Here is a 26551-nt window from a genome sequence, read left to right on the forward strand (position 1 = left end):
TTATTGAAAAGTACAGGAAACAGAAGTGCTATTTTTCCTCAATGCATTGTTTTTTAGAAATAATCGTAGTTATTCACGGAATTTTTTCATTATTTATCTAAAATAGATAAAATTACAGCTCCCTACATGGCTCTTTTGTGCTTTTTATAGCATAATTATAGCTCATAACGTGAATCAGTGCGCAACTAACATTCCCTCATTATCACTTTCTGGTTTAACAGTTTCAGATATTGTGGAAGATTCTGTCCATTCAATAGGTTCGGGAAAACGAATCAAAGCGTGTTTAAGAACTTCACTTACATGAGTTACCGGAATAATTTCCATATTATTTTTGACATCATCGGGAATATCAACCAAATCCTTCGCATTTTCTTCAGGAATAAGTACTTTCTTGATTCTTCCTCGAAGAGCCGCAAGCAATTTTTCTTTTAGTCCACCAATCGGTAACACACATCCACGCAAAGTAATTTCACCAGTCATAGCAACGTCTTTATAAACAGGTATTCCTGTTAACACTGAAACAATTGCTGTTACCATTGCAATCCCTGCTGATGGCCCATCTTTAGGTGTAGCACCTTCCGGAACATGAACATGAATATCACGTTTGTCAAAAAATGGAGGCTCAATACCAAAATCAGCAGCACGAAAACGTACATAAGACGCTGCCGCAGAAATTGATTCCTTCATAATATCGCGCAAATTACCAGTTACAGTCATCTTACCTTTGCCCGACATCATAACGCCTTCAATGGTTAGCAACTCCCCACCTACTTCAGTCCAAGCAAGCCCTGTAACAACACCAATTTGGTTTTCACCATCAATTTGTCCAAAACGATAACGCTTAACACCTAGGAAATCATCAATATTATCATTCCTAATTTCTATAAACTTTTGATCAGTCTTAAGAATTTTTGTAACTGATTTACGTGCTATTTTCATCAACTCACGCTCAAGATTCCGAACACCAGCCTCACGCGTATAAAATTGAATAATTGATCTTATCGCATCATCAGAAACACTTAATTCTCTTTTAGAAAGAGCATGATCCTTTAACGCTTTTGGCAAAAGATGCCGTTTAACAATCTCCATCTTTTCACACTCAGTATAACCAGCAATGCGAATGATTTCCATCCTATCCATTAATGGACTTGGAATATTCAGTGTATTAGAAGTTGTAATAAACATAACATCGGAAAGATCATATTCTACTTCTAAATAATGATCAATAAATGTGCCATTCTGTTCAGGATCAAGAACCTCTAATAAAGCTGATGAAGGATCTCCACGAAAATCCTGTCCCATTTTGTCAATCTCATCAAGCAAAAAAAGCGGGTTAGATTTTTTTGCTTTTTTCATAGACTGAATAATTTTTCCAGGCATAGAACCAATATAAGTTCGGCGATGCCCACGAATTTCAGCCTCGTCACGAACACCTCCTAATGAGATACGAACATATTCCCGACCCGTTGCCTTTGCAATAGAACGCGCAAGGGATGTCTTTCCAACACCAGGAGGGCCTAACAAACAAATAATAGGACCTCGTATTCTTGATGATCTGCTCTGCACTGCTAGATATTCAACGATTCGCTCTTTGACTTTTTCAAGACCAAAGTGCTCATTATCCATAACTTTTTCAGCAAAACTAAGATCATTTTTAATTTTTGATTTTTTATTCCAAGGAATAGCTAAAAGCCAATCAAGATAATTACGTACAACCGTTGCCTCTGCAGACATTGGAGACATATTACGTAATTTTTTGAGCTCTGCCCCAGCTTTTTCTCGTGCTTCTTTCGAAAGCTTAGTTTTTCTGATACGCTCTTCTAGTTCAGATAGTTCATCCTGCCCCTCATCACCTGCCCCTAATTCTTTCTGAATAGCCTTTAACTGCTCATTAAGATAATATTCCCTTTGATTCTTTTCCATCTGCCGTTTGACATGTGAACGAATACGCTTTTCAACTTGCAAAACGGAAATTTCTCCTTCCATAAAAGAAAGTACACGCTCAAGACGATTACGTATAGGCAATAGTGCTAGTATTTCTTGTTTTTCTGCAAGTTTAATAACCAAATGAGATGCAATAGTATCAGCAAGTTTAGAAGGATCACTAATTTGACTAACAGCACTGACAATCTCAGGAGAAATTTTCTTATTTAACTTTACATAATTTTCAAAATAAGAAATCACTGACCGAGAAAGAGCCTTGATTTCAACAACATCATCATCTTTAGTTTCCTCTGCGATCGTTACATAAGCTTGAAGATAATCATCATTATCAATAAATTGGTTAATTTTTGCACGTGCAGTCCCCTCAACCAAAACCTTTACAGTTCCATCGGGAAGTTTTAAAAGCTGAAGAATTTTAGCAATAGTACCAACATCATAAAGACCTTCTGAAGTTGGATCATCATCAGAAGCATTTTTTTGCGTAACCAGTAATATCTGTTTATCCATTACCATTGTCTTTTCAAGAGCACAAATCGACTTTTCTCGGCCTACGAAAAGCGGAACAATGATATGTGGGAAGACAACAATATCACGAAGTGGCAAAATAGCGTAAAACCCTTCTATTTCCTCGCCTGTCTTTTCATCAATATATTGCATATTTTTCCTTTCTAGAGCCTCTGACTCGCTCATAATACAAGTCACTCTTTAAAAAGCCAACTCTCTACAATAAATGAAATGATAATTATGGACCAATAAATCAAGTAATTACGCTGTTATATACAAAATATCTATACCAAAATAACACAATAGCTAAATTTATATTATAGATCACGCTGATACATTTTCTTTATTTTCTATATGATCTGAATAAATGTAGAGAGGACAAGCCTTGCCTTCAACTACATCGCTAGAAATTACCACTTCTTGAACACCTACAAGAGCTGGTAATTCAAACATAGTGTTAAGAAGTATCCTTTCCATAATAGAGCGTAAACCACGTGCACCAGTTTTACGCTCAATAGCCTTTTTAGCAATAACACGTAAAGCATCTTCATGGAAAACTAACTGAACATTTTCCATTTCAAAAAGACGTTGATATTGTTTCACTAACGCATTTTTGGGTTGTGATAAAATTTGAACAAGCGCACAAATATCTAAGTCTTCCAAAGTCGCTATAACAGGAAGACGACCAATAAACTCCGGTATCAAGCCAAATTTAATAAGGTCTTCAGGTTCTAAATCACGGAATATCTCACCAACACGACGCTCATCAGGAGCCTTAACAGCAGCAGAAAAACCAATTGAAGTCTTTTCACCACGTCCTGAAATAATTTTCTCTAAACCAGCAAAAGCTCCTCCACAAATAAACAGAATATTCGTTGTATCAACCTGAAGAAATTCTTGCTGTGGATGCTTACGTCCTCCCTGCGGAGGAACCGACGCTATTGTCCCTTCCATAATTTTTAATAGCGCTTGCTGAACACCTTCACCAGAAACATCTCTTGTAATTGAGGGATTATCAGCTTTACGAGAGATTTTATCAACTTCATCAATATATACGATACCACGTTGCGCACGTTCAACATTATAATCAGCAGATTGAAGTAGCTTTAAAATAATATTTTCAACATCTTCACCAACATAGCCTGCTTCAGTTAAAGTCGTTGCATCTGCCATAGTAAAAGGCACATCAATAATACGTGCCAATGTTTGTGCTAAATATGTTTTACCACATCCTGTTGGTCCAACAAGAAGAATATTTGATTTTGCTAATTCAACATCACTACTCTTAGATTGATGAGCAAGTCGTTTATAATGATTATGAACAGCAACAGAAAGAACACGCTTTGCATGACGTTGACCAATAACATAGTCATCAAGAACCGTTAGAATTTCCTGCGGAGTAGGAACACCATCACGCGCCTTAATTCCAGAAGATTTATTTTCTTCACGAATAATGTCCATACAAAGCTCTACACACTCATCGCAGATAAATACGGTAGGCCCTGCAATAAGCTTATGCACTTCATGCTGGCTTTTGCCGCAGAATGAGCAATAGAGAGTATTCTTCGATTCGCTCTCGCTATTGCTAGTTTTGCTCATTTCACTTTCCTTTCACTGCGATATATGAATATTTTATCTATTTAAAGATAATTTTTCTTAACTACAATTAAAAACATACATAATATCTTTAGGTAATTTTCTTTATTATTTTTACGAGATCGTATTTTTAAAAATAGCTATTTTAATGGCAATTCTTATACGCTTCACAAATTAACTGCCTTTTCTATAAAAACTCTTAATCTTTTTCTTCTTTTTCAGTTTCTGCACGATATTGTATAACATCATCAATCAAACCAAACTGTTTAGATTCTTCTGCTGTCATAAAATGATCTCGATCAAGAGTATTTTCAATCACCTCATAACTCTGCCCTGTATGCTGCACATAAATTTCATTCAAACGCCGTTTCATCTTTATAATATCTTGCGCATGCCGTTCAATATCTGAAGCTTGTCCTTGAAAACCACCAGAAGGTTGATGCACCATGATACGTGCATTCGGTAAGGCGAAACGGCGACCTGTCGCCCCAGCTGTCAAAAGTAATGATCCCATAGATGCAGCTTGTCCCATACACAAAGTAGAAACAGAAGGACGAATAAATTGCATAGTGTCATAAATCGCCATACCGGATGTTACAACGCCACCTGGAGAATTGATATAAAGATTAATTTCTTTTTTAGGATTCTCAGCCTCTAAAAAAAGCAATTGTGCACAAACAAGCATTGCCATATTATCTTCAACAGGACCATTAATGAAAATAATCCGTTCCTTTAAAAGACGAGAAAAAATATCATAAGCTCTCTCACCACGATTAGTTTGTTCAACAACCATAGGAACTAAACTTAAGACTTTTTTTACTGGATCACTCATATCTTCACTTCCATTAATAACTAAAAATTGGCATTTACATTTACATTTTTAATAGCCTATCCATAGGCCAACAATGCTCTTTTACGCAAGTCACAATCAATTATGTTTCAGTAAGATTAAAATATTAATAGTTAAAATGATAATAATACCTACTCAAATAAACTCTGAGCACCAGAAATACGTGATACTGCCCAATGGTAAAAGCTTCCCTCTTGAGGTTTCTGAATTGTTTTTTCCTTTCTGTGAATATGAAATCCTATAAAGTTTGGATCTCTCATTAGTTCAACACCAAAAGCTGGATCAAAAATCCTTTCAGCTTTTCGTCCTGTCCAATAATAAAAAGTTTTTTTATTCTTTGCTTCTCGAAAAAAACCATTCTTTTTCGCTAACCGTGAAATACCATCATTACCAAATATAGTAATTCCAATCCTTCCCGGTAAAACCGGCAATTTCCTTCTTCTCAGCAAAAATGGCATCCAAACACGACGTTTAAAACCTAACCAATTAGGAATAATCTCTGCACCCGCCAAATAATCTTCAAATGCTTTTATAATAGGGTTATCAGGTGGTAAATAAAGTGCAGAGACTCCTACTCTTGCAGCGTTTTCTTTTGCTAACCAAACCTGACCTACTTCTGGATGGAACTGTTTAACAAGATAAACATCCGTATCTAACCAAACCCCTTTCTCATATTTCATTAACATAATGCGAAAAAGATCTGAAAATTGAACAATTGTACGACAAGGTTCATAATCAGGAAAATTGGGATCAAGACGATAAAATACTGAATGTGGCAAAATTGACTCGGCTTCATGCAATTCAACACCAACAGGTATATTCTCTACTTTTTCATAGCTGAAAAGCTTAACACGCTGACCAACCTTAACCATTGATGACAAACACAACCAATCAACTAGCCTCAATTGTTTTCCATACCAAAAAGTACAAATATCCATAAATAATCTATCAAAAATATTCCAAGCTTACACGAAATAATTGTTCAACATCACGCACACTATCAGCAAGAGCGAAAATTACTACCCGATCACCAGGCAAAATACGTGTATCTCCTGAAAGCTGTATGACTGTCTCATTACGATAAATAGCGCTAATTCTCAAACCCTCTGGTAAATTAAGCTCTCTCAACGGTTTACCAACTAATGAAGATGTTTGCATTGCTTCAGCTTCAATAATTTCCGCAGCGCCATTAAAAACAGAATGCACAGCGCGAATACGTCCACGACGCATTCGTTGTAAAATTTTTGATACAGTTACACTTCGAGGATTAAAATATGCATCCACACCAACCGCACGACTAAATTCTTGATAAGCCACATTATTAATCAACACCATATTAGCCTTGCATCCTAGTCTTTTAGCTATAATAGCACTCAAGAGATTCACTTGGTCTTGATTGGTCAATGTAATCATTAAATCAGCTTGACCAATGCCAGCTTCTTGAAGAATAACTGGATCTAAAACATTGCCATATAAAACAGTTGTTTTTTCTAGTTGATCAGCAATAGTTAGTGCTCTTTCTTTATCTATTTCTATAATCTTCAACTTTATTTTATGTAATCGCTTTTCAATAGCTTGAGCCACATAAAGACCAATATGACCACCACCTACAATAATGATACGATGTGCTTCTTGTTCTTTATGACCAAAAAGTCTAAGTGCACGACGTACTTGATCACGAGCTGAAACAAGATAAATGATATCACCAACGCGTAATTGTGTATCTGAACACGCTATTAATAATTCTGAACCACGTTTAATAGCAGTAACGGTCGTTTGTAAATTAGGAAAAAGCTCTGTTAGTTGCTGTAAAGGCGTATTAATAACCGGACAGTCCTCCATACATTCTAAAGCTAGTGCAACAACAGCATCATTACAAAAATAAAGAACATCTATAGCTCCAAGCAAAGTAATACGACGCAAAACCATTTCCCCAACTTCAACTTCTGGAGAAATAACCACATCAATAGGAATATTCTCTCTCGCAAAAAGATTCTTATAACGCGGTTCTAAATATGATTGTGAGCGAATACGAGCTATCTTAGTTGGAATATTAAATAATGAATGTGCTACTTGACAAGCTACCATATTGACTTCGTCAAATAAAGTCACCGCAATCAACATATCAGCCTCATCAGCACCCGCAGCCAAAAGAACTTCAGGCCTTGAACCATGACCAATGATACATCTAACATCTAATGTATCACGAATTTTTTCAATTAGTTTTGCTTCGGTATCAACAACAATAACATCATGATTCTCTGCAGCAAGACGTTCTGCTATCCCATAACCAACCTGCCCTGCTCCACAAATAATAACATGCATAACCTATGAAACTCCAAGCACCTTAAGCTTACGATGCAAAGCTGAGCGCTCCATACCTATAAATTCAGCAGTACGTGATATATTTCCGCCTAAGCGCTCAATCTGTGTCATCAAATACCTCCTTTCAAATAACTCTCGTGCCTCACGTAATGGCAAATCCATTATATTTTTATCTGTATCCATTTGAATATGTAGGATAGAATCATTAACTTCAGCAGGAAGTAATTCTTTTGTTATTGGTCCATCACCGTCACGCACAAGAATCAATAAACGTTCAATATTGTTGCGTAGCTGACGCACATTCCCTGGCCAAGTATGCGTTTGCAAAATAGTTATAACGTCATTACTAATTTCACGAGGTTTAATACCAACTTGCTGCGATATCTTTTTAACAAAATGATGTACAAGTTCTGGAATATCTTCACGGCGTGCAGAAAGCGGTGGAACAACAATAGGAACAATCGAAAGTCGATGAAATAAATCTTCTCTAAATTGTCCATTAGCAATGAGACGCTCAAGATTTTGCGTTGTTGAAGAAATGACACGAACATCTACCTTTACACGTTTCGTGCCACCAACTCTTTCAAATGTCTGATTCGTTAATACCTGAAGAAACTTATTTTGAATTCCACGCGGCATATCAGCCACTTCATCAATATATAAGACTCCGCCGTGAGCTTCTTCTAATGCACCAATCTTGCGTTCTTCTCTTTCCAATTCACTACCAAATAACTCTATTTCCATTTTTTCGGCAGTAATTGTTGAAGCATTTATTGTAACAAATGGACCATTAGAACGCGCTGAAAGTGCATGAATAGAACGAGCTACCATCTCTTTTCCTACACCAGAAGGGCCAACAATCATAACTCGACTGTTAGTAGGAGCTACTTTCTCTATGACTTGACGCAAATGCTTCATAACATTAGATGTTCCAAGTAATTCCGGTGTTTCAATTGATCGCTCTCGTAATTCTGAAAGCTCACGCTTTAATTGCGAATTTTCAAGAGTCCGCTCTGCAACTAATAGGAGTCGACTAGCTTTAAAAGGTTTTTCAATGAAATCATATGCTCCCCGTTTTATAGCAGAAACGGCGGTTTCAATATTACCATGACCAGAAATCATAATAACCGGAATAGAAGGATATTGAACTTTGATTTCATCCAACAACGCTAAACCATCAAGACGACTCCCTTGTAACCAAATATCTAAAAAAATTAACTTTGGAACACGTTCACTAATTTGTGCTAATGCTTCATCAGAGTTACATGCAATACGCGTTTCATAACCTTCATCATCCAAAATACCAGCAACAAGTTCACGAATATCTGCTTCATCATCAACAATTAAGATATCTGACACCATCTTTACTCACCTATCTCATGATTTGTGCTCTGTGTAACGCTTTTATGCTCTGTTTTATCGACTGGAAATACCATGCGAATCATTGCACCACGGCCTTCATAAAAATTTTCTAATGCATCATGCAACTCCATGTAACCACCATGATCTTCAATAACTTTACGTACAATGGCTAATCCAAGCCCTGTGCCTTTCTCCCGCGTTGTTATATAAGGTTCTAATAATTTATGTCTTTGCTCTTTAGGAAATCCTTTACCGTTATCAATAATTTCAACAACTAAACACTCCTCTTGGCGATAAGAGCGTATCAGAATATGACCGCAAACACTTTTTTCTCGCGCCACAGCATCAATTGCTTCACTCGCATTTTTGATAACATTTCCAAAAGCCTGAACAATAAGACGAGTATCAAATGCACCTATAAGTGGTACATTTCCTAAATCTTTCTCAAAATGAATATCATGACGAGTAACTTCTATCAAGAAGCAGGCTTCATGCAATAATCCCCGTATATCTGAAATACGCATTTGCGGTTTAGGCATACGTGCAAAAGAAGAAAATTCATCGACCATACGCCCAATATCTCCCACCTGCCGAATAATCGTATCAATACACTGATCAAAAACTCCTCGATCCTGTGTGATAATTTTGTTATAACGTCTACGAATACGCTCAGCGGATAACTGAATAGGTGTGAGGGGATTCTTAATTTCATGCGCAATACGACGCGCAATATCTGCCCATGCTGATGAGCGCTGCGCTTCTACAAGATCTGTAATATCATCGATTGTTAATACCCATGACTGTTCCTGTCCATCATTCTCTTCCATTGTCATTTGCACATTACAAACACGCTCTTGCCCTGCAACTTTTAAAGTCACTTGCTCACGATAATTCTTACGCCCTAATGAACAAGCAAGCTTAAAAACCTGCCCAATTTCAGAACTTAACGATACAAGATTACACCCAATAACTTGCTCAGAACGAATACCAAACATTGTTTCAATAGACCGATTAATAATTGTAATATTGCCATTAACATCAATCCCAGCTACTCCTGCTGTTACACCAGATAAAACAGCTTCAGAAAATCGCCGTCTCTCATCAATTTGATCACGAACTGCAATCAGCTCATTACGCCGGCTTTTAAGCTCACTAACCATATAATTAAAAGTCTTTGATAGCTGTCCAATATCCCCATCTCTCGCACGTACTGGTACAAAAACTTCCATATTTCCAGAAGCAACATCATCAGCTGCGCTAATAAGAAGCCGGATAGGACATACCAAACGATCAGCAACAGCGATACCAGTCCAAATAGCGGATAAGAATAAACTTAAAAAAAGGCATAAATAAAGCATACCAAATGCAATTTGTGTCGGTAGCCGATTTTCATTCAAATCACGATAACGGTCTGTATTAACCTCTGTCAAGCGCAAAGCAGACAAAACACTTCGATCAACATCACGCACCAAATACAAAAATGTATTTGAAATATTATTAAATTTCAAAATAATACCAAAATAATCATGAACTCCTGGCTGAAAAGAAAAAGGCCTTGCACTGGTTGCCTGACCAATGAGATAAGGTGGTGGGATAGGGAGCTTTTCCTCATCACCAAGATCACTTGATGCAAAAATAGTTCCATCTGAGCTTAATAAAAAAACACCCCGAAGATTACGCCCTACAGCATGACGCGTCAATTGCATTCGATATTCAGCTGGATTACGTGCCAAAAGTCTTTTATCATCTAGTGCTAATGCCATAGCATAGGATAAATTCTTTAAATTTTGAAGCATTTCATCTGCATAAGCATTTGCTAAATCAATAGAAGAACCTACAATTTGTCGAGTCGTCGTATCAAACCATCGATCAAGGCCTAGATTAAGAGCGGGCCCAGATACAAGAGCAACAGCAACAGCTGGCAATGTCGCAACAAGCGCAAACAAAGAAATAAGCCGTACATGAAGGCGCGAGCCAGCACGCCTTGATCTCCAAGCATAAATAATGGGAATTACCTCATACAAGACAATGACTATAAGTCCCAAAATCCAAATACTATTAATAGCTATAAAAAATAATGTTACAGCCCTATTAGGAACAATAGGTGTTAATCCAATAAGAATAATAAATGAGATAGAAGCGGTCAGCAAAGCTAATACAATAATTGTAATACCTAAAAACGTATACACACTGTTCAAACGTCGCGATTCATCTTTAGAGATATTTTGATCGATACCTTTGGGATTCGTTACGAATGCTGTATTCATAATTACCTTACAATACTTTCTTTACTGCTTTCATATAAATCCTTATGTCAAAAATTGACAATACTATGATTTAAAATATAACTAATCTAAAATTAAGAAAGAGCTTCCACATTTTTCATAGTCACTTTAAAAGTGGTTATATTATTCAGGGGATATTCATAGGATTTGCAATGCGATTAACCAAACAAACAAATTATGCACTCCGGATGCTCATGTATTGTGCTTCTAATCAGGAAGCACTAAGCCGTATTCCTGAAATTGCAAGCACATATGCTGTTTCTGAACTTTTTTTATTCAAAATCCTTCAACCACTAGTCGAAGCAGGCTTTATAAAAACAGTAAGAGGACGTAATGGCGGTGTTAAATTAGCTAAACCTGCAACAGAAATTTCAGTAGCTGATGTTATTAAGATAACAGAAGATAACTTTTCCATGGCAGAATGCTTCGATAATCAATCAAGTAATTGTCCACTAATAAATTTCTGTGGTCTAAATATTGTATTAAAAAAAGCTTTAGACTCTTTTTTTGATGTATTATCATTAACATCCATTGCTGATTTGCAATTATTATCCTCTCAACCTCAATTTAAAATTGATAAAGGAAACAGCAAACAACTCGCTAATTAAGATGAAATTTCAAAAGGAAACTCGATATTTCTATTGCAGCCATAATATTAGCTGCCGGACGCAGCAAAAGAGCAGGATCTTCACAAAATGGCCCTAAACAATACCGGATTTTAGGACAAAAACCGGTTATTTATCATACTATACATTGTTTTTTGCAACACACCTCTATTACAACTATCGTTTTGGTTATCCATCCAGATGATCGTCAAATATGTGAAAATGCTATAGCTGATTTGAAAGAGCACCTCATCATTGTTGAAGGAGGTGATACACGTCAAATATCCACTTTACATGGACTAAATGCACTCAAAAATATCAAACCAAAGTATATTCATATTCATGATGGTGCACGTCCCTTTGTAGAAAAAAAGCTTCTTGAACAAATACACACTATTGTTGATCATCGAAAAGGTGTACTCCCCATCCTTCCTGTATCAGATACCCTTAAACGTTTAAGTAACACAGGCCATGTTTTAGATACAATCCCACGAACAAATCTTTATACTGCACAAACGCCACAATGTTTTCCATTTGAACTCATTTTAGCAGCTCATGAAAAAGCAAGACAATCTGACCAACAAAATTTTACTGATGATTCAGCGATCGCTGAATGGTTCGGAATCCCTATGCAAACGGTTCCTGGAAATCCGAATAATATAAAAATTACGTGGCCAGAAGATTTTGAAACTGCCTATTCATATTTACAAAAGAGGACGCAAATGTTCCCTGATATCCGTACTGGACATGGTTATGATGTCCATGCTTTCGAAAAAGGTGATTATCTCATTTTGTGTGGCATAAAAATCCCTTTTAAACAGAAATTAAGTGGACATTCTGATGCTGATGTTGCTCTTCATGCTTTAACAGATGCTCTTTTAGCAACTCAAGGAGCAGGAGATATCGGAACGCATTTTCCTCCTTCTGATCCTCAATGGAAAAATGCATCATCAGAAGTTTTTCTACGTTATGCCATTAATATAATTAAGCAAGCAGATGGCCGTATTGCTAATGTGGATATTACTTTGATTGCTGAAGAACCTAAAATTAATCCTTATCGTCATATAATGACAGAAAACCTTAGCAACATACTCAAACTTTCAACTAATCGCATCTCTATTAAAGCAACAACCAATGAAAAGCTTGGTTTCATTGGTCGTGAAGAAGGCATTGCAGCTCTTGCAGTTACTACAGTTATTTATCCAGGAGAAATTCCACGATGACATACCTTTGTGAAACACTGGCGAAGGCTGTCCTTAAAGCTTGTCGTGAAAGAAATTTGCTCTTAACCACTGTAGAATCTTGCACAGGAGGGCTTATTGCTGCAAATCTTACCAGCATTGCAGGATCATCAGATGTATTTGACTGTGGATTTATTGTTTATTCAAATGAATCTAAAACTAATCTTGTTGGCGTGTGCCCTGAACTTATCAAAACATATAAATCGGTCTCAAAAGAAGTTGCTATTGCAATGGCTGAAGGTGGACTGAAATACTCACGAGCTTCAATTTCAGTTGCTGTAACAGGCATTGCTGGACCTAGAGGAGCATATTTAAATAAACCAGTAGGACTTGTCCATTGTGCGACAGCTTATAAAAATCACGCAACTATGCATCAAGAAATGCGTTTTGAGAATTCTGATCGCAATATTATTCGCCATAAAACCGTTGAAAGTGCTTTAAGTCTTATTCTTAGATATTTCTCATAGCTCTCCTTCATAACTGAAAAATCATACTGTTGAAAAACCATAAATTTGATGTGCACGTTTTTCAAAAGCATCAGTAAATTTATGAAAAGCAATACTAAACATTGATCCTACAGCCAACCCAAGCATTTTGCTCTTAAACTCATAATCAATAAAAAATTCTATATCACATGCATTTGTATTTTTAAGATCATGAAAGACCCAACGATTTTCAAGGTATTTGAATGGACCGTCAATATATTTAACTTCAATAAGATTTTCTTTAGGATGAAGAAACACCTGAGTTGTAAAAGTTTCTCGAAACATCTTATAACCAACTGTCATATCAGCAAGAAGCAAAGTCTTCTCTTCACGTTCCTTCCGAGAACGTATAATTAAAGACTCACACATCGGTAAAAATTCAGGATAACACTCAATATCGGCAACAAGCTCAAACATTTCATGAGCAGTATAGGAAACTTGCCGATGTGTTGTAAAAGTCGGCATAATTATCTCTATTGGGAAAATTTTTCAGCACGTGCTTTTTGCAAAGCTTTAAAATCATCTCCTGCATGATGAGATGAACGTGTCAAAGGATTAGACGCCATATGTAAAAAACCCTTTACTTTACCAATTTTGGCAAAAGACTCAAACTCTTCAGGAGTTAAAAAACGAATAATAGGATGATGTTTACGTGTAGGCTGCAAATATTGCCCAATTGTCATAAAATCAACATCTGCAGAACGCAAATCATCCATCAGTTGAAGAACTTCATTCCGCTCTTCCCCAAGACCAACCATAATTCCTGATTTTGTGAAGATTGTCGGATCAAGTTCTTTAACGCGTTGTAATAACCGAATCGAATGAAAATAACGTGCTCCTGGACGGACCTTTAAATATTTTGATGGCACTGTTTCTAAATTATGATTGAAAACATCAGGCTTCGCAGCAACAACAATTTCCAATGCACCATCCTTATTCCGAAAATCAGGCGTCAATACTTCAATTGTTGTCGTTGGAGCTTTCTGACGAATAGCATAAATAACTTTAGCAAAATGCTGTGCACCACCATCAGAAAGGTCATCACGATCAACAGATGTAATAACGACATGCTTTAGCTCCATTTGCACAACAGCATCTGCTATGCGTTCGGGCTCATTATCATCAACTGCAAATGGGACACCTGTCGCAACATTGCAAAAAGCACAAGCTCGCGTACATATTTCACCTAAAATCATAAAGCTGGCATGTCGTTTACTCCAACATTCGCCAATATTTGGACAACCTGCTTCCTCACACACGGTAACCAATTTATTGGTACGCACCACATCATGCGTTTCCTTATATATTGGTGATACTGGTGCTTTTACACGAATCCAACTCGGTTTTTTCTGAATACTTGTATCGGGAAGATGCGCCTTTTCAGGGTGCCGCATACGTCTACTCGTAACTTTATCAAGCACCGTAACCATTCAAGACCTCTGTCTTTTAGATATAAAACGTTGATGAAAAATCACATAATCTAAATTTGCATATAACCTAATCATTAAGCATTTAAAACCTGATCATAAGCATCCAATACACTCTCTTTCATCATTTCTGATAATGTTGGATGTGGAAAAACAGTGTGCATTAATTCTTCTTCTGTTGTTTCAAGATTCATAGCAATAACAAAACCTTGAATGAGCTCTGTCACTTCTGACCCTACCATATGCGCACCAAGAAGCTGTCCTGTTTTTTTATCAAAAATAGTTTTAACTAATCCTTGATCTTCTCCTAAAGCAATTGCTTTACCATTCGCTGAGAAAGAGTAACGTCCAACGCGTATATCATAACCTGCTTCTTTTGCCGCCATTTCTGAAAATCCTACAGAAGCAACTTGTGGCGTACAATATGTACATCCTGGAATTTTTGTTTTATCCAGCGGATGAGCATTCTTTAAACCAGCAATATGTTCAATACATATTACACCTTCCTCTTCTGCCTTATGAGCCAACATAGGAGGACCAGCAACATCACCAATAGCGTAAATTCCTTTCACTCCTGTCCAACTCCATTCATCAGTAACAATGCATCCACGATCAGTTTTAATACCTAATACCTCTAATCCAAGATTTTCAATATTACCTTGAACCCCAACAGCTGAAATCAATCGATCAACCATTATTGTTTCTATCTTATCCTTGACATTAATATGCGTTGTAACAGAATCAGCACCTTTTTCAACTTTAATCACTTTTGCTTCAGTAAAAATACGTATGCCCTTTTTCTCTAGCTGTTTACGAGCGAATGTTGAAATTTCAATATCTTCAACTGGCATAATTTGAGGCATCATTTCAATAACAGTTACCTCAGTGCCCATATCATGATAAAAAGAAGCAAATTCAATACCTATCGCTCCAGATCCAATTACTACAAGAGACTTTGGTATAGCAGGAGGAACCATAGCTTCAAAATAAGTCCAAATGAGTTTTCCATCTGGTTTAATATCAGGAAGAACACGAGGACGCGCACCAGTAGCGATAATTACATACCTTGCTTGATAAGCCCCTTCCCCTAATATTCCTTTAGGAATTGGATTTTGTGGCTGCATAACTTTTTTGGATGATGTAGAAACCATAATTTCTGCAGGTTGATTACCGTTAGCTGCCTTCGTTAGTTTCGCTTCTCCCCAAATAATATCAATTTTGTTCTTTTTCAATAAAAACCCAACACCAGTATTTAAACGGGCTGAAATCCCACGAGAACGCGCTACAACATCTTTAATATCAACTTCTATTGAACCATTAAGCTTTAATCCATAGTCTTTTGCATGTTCAGCAAAATGTTTCATTTCTGCTGAACGCAAGAGTGCCTTTGTTGGTATACATCCCCAATTTAAACAGATTCCACCTAAATGCTCACGTTCAACAATTGCAGTCTTAAAACCACATTGTGCCGCACGAATCGCGGTTACGTATCCACCTGGTCCTGAACCAATCACAATTACATCATAAAGACCCGCCACAATAATCCCTCCATGGATATCTGCAAAAATGGATGTATTATCCAAACTTTAGACCCAAAATAAATAAGCCTCTTTCCTGCATACCGCTTCAAATACTATAGAAAAAGCTATATAAAATCAAAAGAGGTTATAAACCATCATTAAACTATTGAGATCTGCTATTTCCATCACATTCTCTCTATTCTTAAGTGCAATATTTAAAAATAATTAAATTAACATTGTTAATGGATTTTCAATTATCTTCTTAAAAGTCTGAGCAACTTCTGCCGCTAATGCTCCATCAATAGCACGATGATCAACTGAAAGAGTAACTGACATAACTGTTGCTATTGCTAATGCTTCATCCTTAATAATAGCACGCTTCTCACCTGAACCAATTGCAAAAATCGTTGCATGCGGCGGATTAATAATAGCAGAAAAATTCTTTATGCCATACATCCCCATATTTGATACAGCTGTTGTCCCTCCTTGGTATTCTTCCATTCTCAATTTACGTTCACGAGCACGCGTTGCAAGATCTTTCATTTCATTAGAAATAATTGACAAAGATTTTTCTTCTGCACAGCGAATAATTGGTACCATTAATCCATTCGGAACAGAAACAGCAACACCAACATCACAGTGTCTGTGATGCAGCATTCCATCCTCAAGCCATGATACATTAGCATCAGGTATAGCTTTTAAAGAAAGTGCTACAGCCTTAATAATCATATCATTGACGGATAGCTTATAAGCAGGTTTCATACCTTCTTGTATCTCAACCATTGGAGCTATAGCATTTAATTGCGTACGTAATTCCAATAATGCATCTAATTCACAATCTACAGTTACATAAAAATGCGGTACCATCTGTTTTGATGCAACCAAACGCTTAGCAATTGTTTTACGCATATTATCATGGGGCGCGAATGTATATTCACTTTCTTTAAATAGTTGCAAAATCTGTCTATCAGAAGTACCTGAAACTATTGACTGATCGATGTGCAATAAATGAGAACTTGCAATACCATCATTCAGAGCTTTTTCCACATCACGCTTAATGATACGCTTATGAGGACCAGTACCAGAAATAAGTGATAAATCAATTGCTGCCTGAGCTGCCAGTCGTCTTGCTAAAGGAGACGCAAAAAGACCTTTATTATCTCCATTTTGTTTTGCTAATTTCTGGTTTGTTGATAAATGAACAACTTGTACACTTGCTGCTTCCATAGATTGTTTAACGACTTGTTCTTTCATCTCAACAGAAGAAGATTCTTCTGCAATTTTTGCAGCTTCAGATAAATCCTCTCCCTCTTCTGCTAAAATGACAATCAAACTATTAACTTTAACACCCTGTGTTCCAGCAGGTATAACAATTTTAGCAACCGTTCCTTCATCGATAGCTTCTACTTCCATAGTCGCTTTATCTGTCTCAATTTCAGCAATAACATCACCACATGCAACCTTATCACCTTCTTTAATATTCCATTTTGATAAATTTCCTTCTTCCATTGTAGGAGAAAGCGCAGGCATCGTAATCTTAATAGGCATAGTGTTCTCCTTAATTACGCTTTATAAGTTACAGCCTTAACAGCTTCGACAATTTCAGCAACACTTGGTAAAGCTAATTTTTCAAGATTTGCTGCATAAGGCATAGGAACATCTTTTCCAGCAATTGTAGCAATTGGTGCATCAAGATAATCAAAAGCCTGTTGCATAACACGCGTTGCTATTTCAGTGCCAACAGATGATTGAGGATACCCTTCTTCAATTGTTACCAGACGACCTGTATTTTTAACTGAAGCAATAATTGTTGGCAAATCCATTGGACGAATAGTTCGTAAATCAATTAATTCAGCGTCAATGCCAAGCTTTTCAATTTCTGGCAATGCTTGAACTGCATAATGCATCCCAATTCCAAAAGAAACAATTGTTACATCCTTACCAGGCTTATGGATCCGTGCTTTTCCAATAGGTAAAATAAAATCATCTATCTTTGGAACTTCAAACTGATGACCATAAAGAATTTCATTTTCTAAGAAAATAACAGGATTATCATCACGAATAGCAGCCTTCAGCAAACCCTTGGCATCTGCTGCATTATAAGGCATAACAACCTTAAGGCCTGGCACATGACTATACCATGCAGCATAACATTGCGAATGCTGAGCACCGACGCGCGCAGCAGCACCATTGGGACCACGGAAAACCATAGGAGTGGACATTTGTCCACCAGACATATAACGAGTTTTTGCTGCTGAGTTGATAATTTGATCTATCGCCTGCATAGCAAAGTTAAATGTCATAAACTCAATAATAGGACGTAAGCCTCCAAATGCAGCACCAACACCCAACCCTGCAAAACCATGCTCTGTAATAGGTGTATCAATAACTCGGCGCGCCCCAAATTCTTCTAATAAACCTTGACTAACTTTATAGGCGCCCTGATATTGCGCTACTTCTTCCCCCATTAAGAAAACTGTCCCGTCGCGCCGCATTTCCTCAGCCATAGCTTGATTAAGTGCTTCACGCACTGTCATCATAATCATTTCCGTATTTACAGGAATATCAGGATCAGAAGCAATTGCAGAAATAGGTTGTACCGGAATTGATAGCACAGTAGCGGCCTCTCCTCCTTGTGATTTTTTTAAAGTTTGCGAAATATTTTCAATACTTTCACCTTCTTCCAATAATACTGCAATAACAGTATTAACTTTCACATTTTCAGTACCTTCAGGTACAAAAATTCTCCCAACGATACCCTCATCAATAGCTTCCACCTCCATTGTTGCTTTATCGGTTTCAATTTCAGCCATCACATCACCAGGGCTAACTTTATCACCTTCTTTTTTAAGCCATTTAGATAACTTACCTTCTTCCATTGTTGGCGAAAGTGCCGGCATTAAAATATCAATGGGCATACTTGCTTCCCCTGCTTTAAACTATAATATCAGTATAGAGCTCAGAAGAATCTGGCTCTAGGTCATTTTGTGCAAAATCCGCTGCATCCGCTACAATTGCACGGACTTCGTTATCAATAAATTTTAAATCATCCTCACTTGCCCAACCTTGTTTAATCAACCGACTTTTTACTTGACTAATCGGATCGTGCTCAGATTTTACTTTCTCTACCTCTTCTTTTGATCGATATTTCGCTGGATCAGACATAGAATGACCACGATAGCGATATGTTTGCATATCAAGAATCATTGGTCCTTTACCAGAACGTGCCCAAACAATTGCTTCGTCAGCAGCTTTTTTCACTGCACGAACATCCATACCATCAACAGCAATGCCTGGAATATCAAAAGAAAGACCTCGGCGAGAAAAATTAGTTTCTGCAGATGCACGTGAAACCGATGTCCCCATAGCATACTGATTATTCTCAATAATATAAACAACAGGAAGTTTCCAAAGCGCAGCCATGTTAAAACTCTCATAAACCTGTCCTTGATTTGCAGCCCCATCACCAAAATAAACTAATGTCACATTATCTTTACCAAGATACTGATTCGAAAATGCAAGACCTGAGCCAATTGGAACCTGCGCACCAACAATACCATGCCCCCCATAAAAATTTTTTTCCTTAGAAAACATATGCATCGAGCCACCTTTTCCTTTGGAAAAGCCGCCCTGACGCCCCGTTAATTCTGCCATCACACCACGTGGACTCATACCAGCTGCTAACATATGACCATGATCACGATAAGATGTAATAATTTGATCACCTACTTTTGTTGCTTTTAATGTACCAGTAATAACAGCTTCTTGTCCGATATAAAGGTGACAAAAGCCACCAATCAAGCCCATACCATATAATTGTCCTGCTTTTTCCTCAAAACGCCGAATCAAAAGCATTTCACGATAAGCATCAATTTCTTCTTCTTTGGTGAAATTAGCTATCTGTGCCGTTTTAGTAGTATCTGGTGATCCAGCATACATTGTCGACATAGAACTTTTTTTAGCCCGTCCTGCCATACTTAAACTCCCTTCAATGATTATTAGAAATAACCTCTACGAATAAAAGTTACAAGTATTATAAATCAGTTCAAACTATACTATAGTAATTGTTTAAAATATCTCTTTAGCTTAATTAATTTCTATTTCATTCAGATCAGAAGGAGAAATTAAAATTGTTAGCTCATTCGGCTTGGAAAAGTTTAAATTTTTCCGGACATGCTCATCGAGCATATCCTTCTCAATATGCCCATCACGTAAAAGAGAAATACGCTTTTCAATAGATATCCGCTCAGCTTTTACTTGATGAAGTTCCTCTTTCAACTCAATAATATGTTGATTAATCTTGCTACGTGAATAAAGTCCATATTTCCCATGATAAATATGATAACTAAAATAACCTAACACCCCCACTGTTATTAGCGGTAATATAAAGCGCGCCTTTATTGATCTCTGTTTTTGTTTTGTCCACATACAGCACAGTCTTTTTTAAGATTTATTTTAACTATGCATTATTTTAATTAACACCTCATTACCAAAACAATCATACACAAGTAGTTTATTACCATTCTTTAAACTATCTTAGCACAATAAAGACCTGCTAATACGTAATTTTATTCCCGTTTTTATCAGTAAAGTTTCCCGATAAAATAAAGATAAAATCAATAATTGCCCAAACCGTAGTAACGACTAATCCTACAACTGATAAAGAAAGAATAAGCATTACAATACCAGTCCCAATTTTACCAACTATAAAACGGTGAATACCAAACATACCAGTAAACCAACAAATAAGTGCAAGCATCAATTTTAATTGTTTTGTTTCTTTTTTTAAAATCGGAAATACAGACTTAGCAACCCCATCTTCACATACAAAATCAAGATAATCACCAATTTGTGGTGAACTTTTTCCTAACCAATCCCAAGTCGCAAATTGATAACGCTTGCCATCATCACCTGATACAAGATAAATACCCTGATCTTGGCTAATAACTATACCTCTCACTCTTACCTCTCAAAAAACTCAGTATATTAAAATGCTGTCTATAAATGCTTAAGTTTGTCATTGTAAATTATATTTAAAATACAATGTTTTCCATCTTTCTGCTAAAAACCATTAATGATAAAAATTACCTGCATAACGAGCCTGTTTTCCTAACATTTCTTCAATACGAATAAGTTGATTATATTTCGCTAATCTATCCGAACGTGCCAATGAGCCCGTCTTAATTTGTCCACAGTTAGTCGCAACCGCAAGATCCGCAATCAGAGAATCTTCTGTCTCACCTGAACGATGAGAAATAACAGCACGATAACCTGCTTTATGGGCTATTTCTATAGCATCAAGAGTTTCACTTAAGGTCCCAATCTGATTCACTTTAATAAGAATAGAATTCGCTGCACCCATTTTTATACCATTGCGTAAACGTGCTGAATTTGTGACAAACAGATCATCACCAACCAACTGACATTTTTTACCAATCGAACCAGTTAGTAACTTCCATCCCTCCCAGTCATCTTCAGCCATCCCATCTTCAATTGTAATAATAGGATAAGTATCAACAAGTTGAGTCAAATATTTTATCTGTTCTTGTGTATTACGATACTTATTCTCACCTTCGTAAAAATATGAACCATCTTTATAAAACTCTGTTGAAGCACAATCTAAACCAATAGCAATTTCTTCACCTGGTTTATATCCACACGATATTATAGAATCTAAAATAAAATCAATTACTTGACTAGCATCCCTAAGATTAGGTGCGAAGCCACCCTCATCACCAACATTGGTATTATAGCCCGCACTTTGCAAATGTTTTTTTAACGTATGAAAAATTTCAGCACCATAACGAACTGCTTCCTTCAATGTAGGAGCCCCGATTGGAATAATCATAAACTCTTGAAAATCGATCGGATTATCAGCATGAACACCCCCGTTCATAATATTCATCATTGGAGTAGGAAGAACATGCGCTTGCGTACCACCAATATAACGATACAAGGGTAAGTTTAATGATTCTGCCGCAGCTTTTGCAACTGCCAATGAAACACCAAGAATAGCATTAGCACCAAGACGAGATTTATTAGGTGTTCCATCCAAATCAATCATTGTTTGATCAATTTCTCTTTGGTTTCTTGCATCTTTTCCGATAAGAACCTCAAAAATTTCACCATTAACTGCAGCAACAGCGCTTTCAACACCTTTACCTTGATAACGCAAACCACCATCACGAAGTTCTACAGCTTCATGCGCACCTTTCGATGCGCCCGAAGGAACAATAGCACGACCAAAAGCTCCATCTTCTAAATGAACATCAACTTCTACAGTGGGATTACCGCGACTATCAAGAACTTCACGCCCAATAATACCTGTAATTATAGTCATACGAAATCCCTCATCCAGCAAAAATCCTTATTAATTTTATCCACAAACAACATAGTGCTAAAATACTTCCTATACTCAATATTGAATTTGTTTTTTTGCTAAACGATCAAAATCTATCAAAATTTCAAGTAATCTGTATAAATTATCAATTTTGATCATATTCAAACCATCAGACGGTGCATTATCGGGATCTTGATGTGTTTCCAAAAAAATACCAGCAACTCCAATAGAAACAGCAGCACGTGCTAATACTTCAACAAACTCACGTTGTCCACCAGATGAATTCCCTTGACCACCTGGCTCCTGCACAGAATGCGTAGCATCAAAAATAACAGGAGCACCGAATGAACGCATAATTGGTAATGAACGCATATCAGAAACTAAACGATTATAACCAAATGAAGTACCTCGCTCACAAAGCATAACGTTAGGATTGCCGCTTTTTGTCACCTTCTCTAAGACATTTCTCATATCCCAAGGAGCTAAAAATTGTCCCTTTTTAATATTAATGATACGTCCTGTTCTAGCTGCTGCAACTAAAAGATCTGTTTGACGACATAAAAAAGCTGGTATTTGCAAAACATCTACAACTGAAGCAATGGCCATACACTGCTCTTCTGTATGCACGTCAGTCAAAACTGGACATCCAAATTCCTTCTTAAGATCAGAAAAAATAGCGATTGCTTTCTCAAGACCAATACCACGTGTCGCATTTAAGGATGTTCTATTGGCTTTATCGTAACTAGATTTATAAACAAAGCCAATACCAAACTGATCAGCAATTGTTTTAATCCGCCCTGCCATTTCAAAAGCATGATCTCGACTCTCCATCTGACAAGGACCTGCAATTAAAGAAAGTGGTGCTTCATTCGAAAAAACAACATTTCCAACTTTAACAGTAATGTTTGATTTAAGCATTTTATTCCTCGAAAGTAAGCAAATAAACTTATAAACTATCCTAACTTACTTTGCTTTACAGTAGCTTTAATAAAAGAAGAAAAAAGTGGATGAGGATCAAATGGACGCGACTTTAATTCTGGATGATATTGAACACCGATAAACCATGGATGATCTATATATTCTACTGTTTCTGGCAACATACCATCTGATGACATACCAGAAAAAATTAATCCACATTGTTCTAGCCTATCTTTATAATGAATATTCACCTCATAACGGTGACGATGCCGCTCATAAATCTTTGTAGTACCATAAATTTCCGATATATGGCTACCTTTTTTTAATTCAGCCACAAAAGAACCAAGACGCATTGTGCCACCAAGATTTCCAAATTCAGTGCGCTTTTCAAAAACATCCCCTTTAAACCATTCAGTCATCAAACCAACAATTGTGTCATTTGTTTTGCAAAATTCACTTGATGAAGCATTTTTAATATTTGCAACATTGCGTGCAACCTCAATACAAGCTAATTGCATACCCAAACAAATACCTAAAAAGGGAATCTTATTTTCTCTTGCAAATCGAATCGCTTCGATTTTACCTTCTGCACCACGTGCGCCAAAAGCTCCAGGAACTAAAATCCCATGAACCTTTTTTAAATAAGAAGTAGGATCTACTTCCTCAAAAAGTTCTGCTTCAATCCACTCAATATTAACCTTTACTTTATTTGCTACCCCACCGTGCACAATCGCTTCGATTAGAGATTTATAAGCATCTTTCAAACCAGTATATTTTCCAACAATTGCAATCGTAACTTCTCCTTCAGGATGATGAATCCGATATGTAATATCTTTCCAACAATCCATGTTCGGTTCAGGAGCACAATCAATTCCAAAAGCAGAAAGAACTTGCAAATCTAAGCCTTCTTTATGATATGCTATAGGCACATCATAAATCGTTGGAACATCTAATGCCTGAATAACTGCACTTGGACGAACATTACAAAAAAGCGATAACTTGCGCCGTTCTGCCTCTGGAATAGATCGATCTGTACGTACTAAAAGAATATCAGGAACAATACCAATTGCTCGCAGCTCTTTAACAGAGTGTTGTGTCGGCTTTGTCTTTAGTTCTCCTGCTGAAGAAATATAGGGCATTAATGTAAGATGCATATAAATAGCACTTTGCTTTGGCAATTCATTATGCAACTGACGAATTGCTTCAAGAAAAGGCATAGCTTCAATATCACCAACGGTTCCACCTATTTCACACAAGATAAAATCAAACTCTTCATTCCCCGTAGTAATAAATGTCTTAATTTCATCTGTAACATGCGGAATAACCTGAACAGTTGCTCCCAAATAATCACCACGCCGTTCTCGTTCAATGATATTGCGATAAATACGTCCCGTCGTAATATTATCTTGGTTATTCGTAGAACACCCAGTAAAACGCTCATAATGGCCAAGATCAAGATCTGCTTCTGTACCATCATCAGTGACAAATACTTCACCATGTTGGTAAGGCGACATTGTTCCTGGATCAACATTTAAATAAGGATCAAGCTTTCGGATCCGTACGTGATAACCACGAGCCCGAAGTAATGCAGCTAAAGCTGCTGCTGCAATGCCTTTTCCAAGAGAAGAAACCACACCACCAGTAATAAAAATATAACGTGCCATGGGATTATGATAATAAATAATTCATGATGATTTTTCCAGTAAAAAATGAAAAAAAATAACCTTTCTTTCACAAAACAGAAACATAGAAAAATCATATTTCATAATAATCTATACCAACTTTACATAAAACTACTTAGGTTTATTATTTAGAAACCGGATTACCTACTGGTGGAGGAAGTGGATCTTCATTTTCAGGTATAGCTAAGCCATTTTGTTGTTGAGAAGATTCAGGACCACCGCCCAATTGATCAATAATAGAAGGCTGAGCTTCACCCTCAACTGAAGGCGTGCTCCCTGATGCATTCTCTTTTGTTGAATTTTGTCCTGCATTAACTGGAATACGATTGAGAATATCAGAACCAGAATTTGATAAGTTTCCAACCACAATAAGCCCAATTGATATCATGAAAAAACAAGCTGCTAAAATAGTTGTCAAACGCGTCAATGCATTTTTGGTACCACGCGCACTCATAAAGCTTGAGCCGCCACCTCCAAACCCACCACCTTCCGAAGGCTGGAGTAACACAACACCAATCAAAGCAATAACAACCAAAAAATGAATAACAATGAGTACTGTTTGCATAAATTCTGCTCTTTAATAATTACTCACAACTACCTACACACAAATTAAGTATAATCCAAGAGGTAATTATGATTTTCTCCTTATAATCTACGATAAACATCACAAATATTTAAAAAATCAACTGCTTTTAGGCTTGCTCCACCGATCAAAGCACCATTAACATGGGGAATACTCAAAAGCTCAAATGCATTAGATGGCGTTACTGATCCACCATAAAGCAGGCGTATTTTACACCCCTCATCACCAAAGCGAAAACTAATCTTCTCACGAATAAAACTGTGGATCTTCTCAACATCTGTCAAAGCAGGAATTTTTCCTGTGCCTATAGCCCATACCGGCTCATAAGCAATAACTATATTCTTTCCTGTTGAATCATCTGGCAAAGAATCCTCAAGTTGCTGTATGAGGACATCAAATACCTTACCACCTTCACGCTCCTCCAACGTCTCACCAATACAAACAAGAGGAACAAGATCTTCTCGCCATGCAGCTTTCACTTTAGCACAAACAATAGCATCATTTTCATGATAAGCTATACGACGTTCTGAATGTCCAATAATAACATAACTCGCTCCGGCCTCTTTAAGCATAAATGCCGAAACATCTCCGGTATAAGGGCCATTGCTGTTAAAATGGCAGTTTTGCCCTCCTAAAAGAAGCTTTTCATCATGTAATATTTCAGAAGCACGTGACAAAAGTGTGGCTGGAATACAAATAAGTGCTTCAAACAAACGACCTAAATCAGAGCTAACACCAGCAGCAATAGCGCGCAGTTCTCCAAGAGATTCGCCTGTTCCATTCATTTTCCAATTTCCAGCAACCAAAGGTCGAAGATCTGAAGCCATATTTTCACCTCAAAGGCTATCTTAATATTTTTTTGCTTTAAGTATCAAATTATACAA

At 36.9% G+C, this 26551-nt stretch carries 23 protein-coding genes; 3 read left to right on the forward strand and 20 right to left on the reverse strand.

From position 1 onward, the window contains the following. Positions 1–174: 174 nt before the first annotated feature. The 7 genes from lon to B11cv2_RS03720 form a co-directional block, all read right to left on the reverse strand. Positions 175–2601, reverse strand: coding sequence for an endopeptidase La (gene lon / locus B11cv2_RS03690; RefSeq protein WP_100693952.1), 2427 nt, complete (start codon positions 2599–2601; stop codon positions 175–177). 171 nt (positions 2602–2772) lie between these two features. Then, positions 2773–4047: an ATP-dependent Clp protease ATP-binding subunit ClpX gene (gene clpX, locus B11cv2_RS03695; protein WP_100693366.1), complete on the reverse strand. Its 1275-nt coding sequence runs from the start codon at positions 4045–4047 to the stop codon at positions 2773–2775. Positions 4048–4243: 196 nt separating this feature from the next. Then, positions 4244–4876: an ATP-dependent Clp endopeptidase proteolytic subunit ClpP gene (clpP, locus tag B11cv2_RS03700; RefSeq protein WP_035007350.1), complete on the reverse strand. Its 633-nt coding sequence runs from the start codon at positions 4874–4876 to the stop codon at positions 4244–4246. A 149-nt stretch (positions 4877–5025) separates the two neighbouring features. Further along, complete coding sequence (locus B11cv2_RS03705) at positions 5026–5832, reverse strand: hypothetical protein (RefSeq protein ID WP_100693367.1); 807 nt, start codon at positions 5830–5832, stop codon at positions 5026–5028. A 10-nt stretch (positions 5833–5842) separates the two neighbouring features. After that, on the reverse strand, positions 5843–7219 hold the full coding sequence (gene trkA / locus B11cv2_RS03710) for a Trk system potassium transporter TrkA (protein ID WP_100693368.1): 1377 nt from the start codon (positions 7217–7219) through the stop codon (positions 5843–5845). A 3-nt stretch (positions 7220–7222) separates the two neighbouring features. Then, positions 7223–8581 carry a sigma-54 dependent transcriptional regulator gene (locus B11cv2_RS03715; RefSeq protein WP_100693369.1) on the reverse strand — a complete coding sequence of 453 codons (1359 nt, stop codon included), beginning with the start codon at positions 8579–8581 and terminating at the stop codon, positions 7223–7225. Between the two features lie 2 nt (positions 8582–8583). After that, positions 8584–10848: a PAS domain-containing sensor histidine kinase gene (locus tag B11cv2_RS03720; RefSeq protein ID WP_100693370.1), complete on the reverse strand. Its 2265-nt coding sequence runs from the start codon at positions 10846–10848 to the stop codon at positions 8584–8586. 170 nt (positions 10849–11018) lie between these two features. Here B11cv2_RS03720 and rirA point away from each other — a divergent pair, with 170 nt between their 5' ends. The 3 genes from rirA to B11cv2_RS03735 are packed head-to-tail and all read left to right on the forward strand — an operon-like array spanning position 11019 to position 13179. Beyond that, positions 11019–11474, forward strand: a complete 456-nt coding sequence (rirA, locus tag B11cv2_RS03725; protein WP_100693371.1) for an iron-responsive transcriptional regulator RirA — start codon at positions 11019–11021, stop codon at positions 11472–11474. A 26-nt stretch (positions 11475–11500) separates the two neighbouring features. Further along, a complete protein-coding gene (locus B11cv2_RS03730) occupies positions 11501–12694 on the forward strand; it encodes a bifunctional 2-C-methyl-D-erythritol 4-phosphate cytidylyltransferase/2-C-methyl-D-erythritol 2,4-cyclodiphosphate synthase (RefSeq protein WP_100693372.1) in 1194 nt (397 codons plus the stop codon). Beyond that, positions 12691–13179, forward strand: a complete 489-nt coding sequence (locus B11cv2_RS03735; protein ID WP_100693373.1) for a CinA family protein — start codon at positions 12691–12693, stop codon at positions 13177–13179. The genes B11cv2_RS03730 and B11cv2_RS03735 overlap by 4 nt, the downstream gene beginning before the upstream one ends. Before the next feature lie 21 nt (positions 13180–13200). Here B11cv2_RS03735 and B11cv2_RS03740 read toward each other — a convergent pair whose 3' ends face one another. From B11cv2_RS03740 to tpiA, 13 genes are all read right to left on the reverse strand, one after another. Then, positions 13201–13662, reverse strand: a complete 462-nt coding sequence (locus tag B11cv2_RS03740; protein WP_100693374.1) for a type II toxin-antitoxin system RatA family toxin — start codon at positions 13660–13662, stop codon at positions 13201–13203. 8 nt (positions 13663–13670) lie between these two features. Further along, complete coding sequence (gene lipA / locus B11cv2_RS03745; RefSeq protein ID WP_100693375.1) at positions 13671–14627, reverse strand: lipoyl synthase; 957 nt, start codon at positions 14625–14627, stop codon at positions 13671–13673. Positions 14628–14701: 74 nt separating this feature from the next. Further along, positions 14702–16162, reverse strand: a complete 1461-nt coding sequence (gene lpdA / locus B11cv2_RS03750) for a dihydrolipoyl dehydrogenase (RefSeq protein WP_100693953.1) — start codon at positions 16160–16162, stop codon at positions 14702–14704. Between the two features lie 207 nt (positions 16163–16369). Continuing rightward, entirely contained in the window at positions 16370–17692 is a 1323-nt protein-coding gene (locus B11cv2_RS03755) for a pyruvate dehydrogenase complex dihydrolipoamide acetyltransferase (RefSeq protein ID WP_100693376.1), read from the reverse strand. Positions 17693–17706: 14 nt separating this feature from the next. Continuing rightward, positions 17707–19062, reverse strand: a complete 1356-nt coding sequence (locus tag B11cv2_RS03760) for a pyruvate dehydrogenase complex E1 component subunit beta (RefSeq protein WP_100693377.1) — start codon at positions 19060–19062, stop codon at positions 17707–17709. A gap of 16 nt (positions 19063–19078) precedes the next feature. Next, positions 19079–20119 (reverse strand): pyruvate dehydrogenase (acetyl-transferring) E1 component subunit alpha, encoded by a 1041-nt coding sequence (pdhA, locus tag B11cv2_RS03765; protein WP_100693378.1) that lies wholly within the window; start codon positions 20117–20119, stop codon positions 19079–19081. Positions 20120–20230: 111 nt separating this feature from the next. Continuing rightward, positions 20231–20572 (reverse strand): septum formation initiator family protein, encoded by a 342-nt coding sequence (locus tag B11cv2_RS03770; protein WP_100693379.1) that lies wholly within the window; start codon positions 20570–20572, stop codon positions 20231–20233. 127 nt (positions 20573–20699) lie between these two features. Beyond that, on the reverse strand, positions 20700–21104 hold the full coding sequence (locus tag B11cv2_RS03775; protein ID WP_100693380.1) for a TM2 domain-containing protein: 405 nt from the start codon (positions 21102–21104) through the stop codon (positions 20700–20702). Between the two features lie 111 nt (positions 21105–21215). Further along, the gene (gene eno, locus B11cv2_RS03780; RefSeq protein WP_100693381.1) at positions 21216–22484 is read right to left on the reverse strand and encodes a phosphopyruvate hydratase; all 1269 of its coding nucleotides are present in this window, start codon (positions 22482–22484) and stop codon (positions 21216–21218) included. Between the two features lie 75 nt (positions 22485–22559). Continuing rightward, positions 22560–23402 carry a 3-deoxy-8-phosphooctulonate synthase gene (gene kdsA / locus B11cv2_RS03785; RefSeq protein ID WP_100693382.1) on the reverse strand — a complete coding sequence of 281 codons (843 nt, stop codon included), beginning with the start codon at positions 23400–23402 and terminating at the stop codon, positions 22560–22562. A gap of 35 nt (positions 23403–23437) precedes the next feature. Next, a complete protein-coding gene (locus tag B11cv2_RS03790; RefSeq protein WP_100693383.1) occupies positions 23438–25066 on the reverse strand; it encodes a CTP synthase in 1629 nt (542 codons plus the stop codon). A gap of 142 nt (positions 25067–25208) precedes the next feature. Next, a complete protein-coding gene (gene secG, locus B11cv2_RS03795) occupies positions 25209–25649 on the reverse strand; it encodes a preprotein translocase subunit SecG (RefSeq protein WP_100693384.1) in 441 nt (146 codons plus the stop codon). A gap of 80 nt (positions 25650–25729) precedes the next feature. Then, positions 25730–26494 carry a triose-phosphate isomerase gene (gene tpiA, locus B11cv2_RS03800; protein WP_100693385.1) on the reverse strand — a complete coding sequence of 255 codons (765 nt, stop codon included), beginning with the start codon at positions 26492–26494 and terminating at the stop codon, positions 25730–25732. Positions 26495–26551 lie beyond the last annotated feature (57 nt).

The organism is Bartonella sp. 1-1C, from assembly GCF_002810325.1.
Classification (GTDB): domain Bacteria; phylum Pseudomonadota; class Alphaproteobacteria; order Rhizobiales; family Rhizobiaceae; genus Bartonella; species Bartonella rochalimae.

Excerpts from the sequence above, each read along its gene's own strand:
- kdsA (WP_100693382.1), bottom strand. The coding sequence starts at position 23,402 with ATGCTTAAATCAAACATTACTGTTAAAGTTGGAAATGTTGTTTTTTCG.
- B11cv2_RS03705 (WP_100693367.1), bottom strand. The coding sequence starts at position 5,832 with ATGGATATTTGTACTTTTTGGTATGGAAAACAATTGAGGCTAGTTGAT.
- B11cv2_RS03760 (WP_100693377.1), bottom strand. The coding sequence starts at position 19,062 with ATGCCCATTGATATTTTAATGCCGGCACTTTCGCCAACAATGGAAGAA.
- tpiA (WP_100693385.1), bottom strand. The coding sequence starts at position 26,494 with ATGGCTTCAGATCTTCGACCTTTGGTTGCTGGAAATTGGAAAATGAAT.
- B11cv2_RS03755 (WP_100693376.1), bottom strand. The coding sequence starts at position 17,692 with ATGCCTATTAAGATTACGATGCCTGCGCTTTCTCCTACAATGGAAGAA.
- clpP (WP_035007350.1), bottom strand. The coding sequence starts at position 4,876 with ATGAGTGATCCAGTAAAAAAAGTCTTAAGTTTAGTTCCTATGGTTGTT.
- pdhA (WP_100693378.1), bottom strand. The coding sequence starts at position 20,119 with ATGGCAGGACGGGCTAAAAAAAGTTCTATGTCGACAATGTATGCTGGA.
- B11cv2_RS03715 (WP_100693369.1), bottom strand. The coding sequence starts at position 8,581 with ATGGTGTCAGATATCTTAATTGTTGATGATGAAGCAGATATTCGTGAA.
- B11cv2_RS03735 (WP_100693373.1), top strand. The coding sequence starts at position 12,691 with ATGACATACCTTTGTGAAACACTGGCGAAGGCTGTCCTTAAAGCTTGT.
- clpX (WP_100693366.1), bottom strand. The coding sequence starts at position 4,047 with ATGAGCAAAACTAGCAATAGCGAGAGCGAATCGAAGAATACTCTCTAT.
- rirA (WP_100693371.1), top strand. The coding sequence starts at position 11,019 with ATGCGATTAACCAAACAAACAAATTATGCACTCCGGATGCTCATGTAT.
- B11cv2_RS03740 (WP_100693374.1), bottom strand. The coding sequence starts at position 13,662 with ATGCCGACTTTTACAACACATCGGCAAGTTTCCTATACTGCTCATGAA.
- B11cv2_RS03720 (WP_100693370.1), bottom strand. The coding sequence starts at position 10,848 with ATGAATACAGCATTCGTAACGAATCCCAAAGGTATCGATCAAAATATC.
- lipA (WP_100693375.1), bottom strand. The coding sequence starts at position 14,627 with ATGGTTACGGTGCTTGATAAAGTTACGAGTAGACGTATGCGGCACCCT.
- eno (WP_100693381.1), bottom strand. The coding sequence starts at position 22,484 with ATGACTATAATTACAGGTATTATTGGGCGTGAAGTTCTTGATAGTCGC.
- lon (WP_100693952.1), bottom strand. The coding sequence starts at position 2,601 with ATGCAATATATTGATGAAAAGACAGGCGAGGAAATAGAAGGGTTTTAC.
- trkA (WP_100693368.1), bottom strand. The coding sequence starts at position 7,219 with ATGCATGTTATTATTTGTGGAGCAGGGCAGGTTGGTTATGGGATAGCA.
- B11cv2_RS03790 (WP_100693383.1), bottom strand. The coding sequence starts at position 25,066 with ATGGCACGTTATATTTTTATTACTGGTGGTGTGGTTTCTTCTCTTGGA.
- secG (WP_100693384.1), bottom strand. The coding sequence starts at position 25,649 with ATGCAAACAGTACTCATTGTTATTCATTTTTTGGTTGTTATTGCTTTG.
- B11cv2_RS03770 (WP_100693379.1), bottom strand. The coding sequence starts at position 20,572 with ATGTGGACAAAACAAAAACAGAGATCAATAAAGGCGCGCTTTATATTA.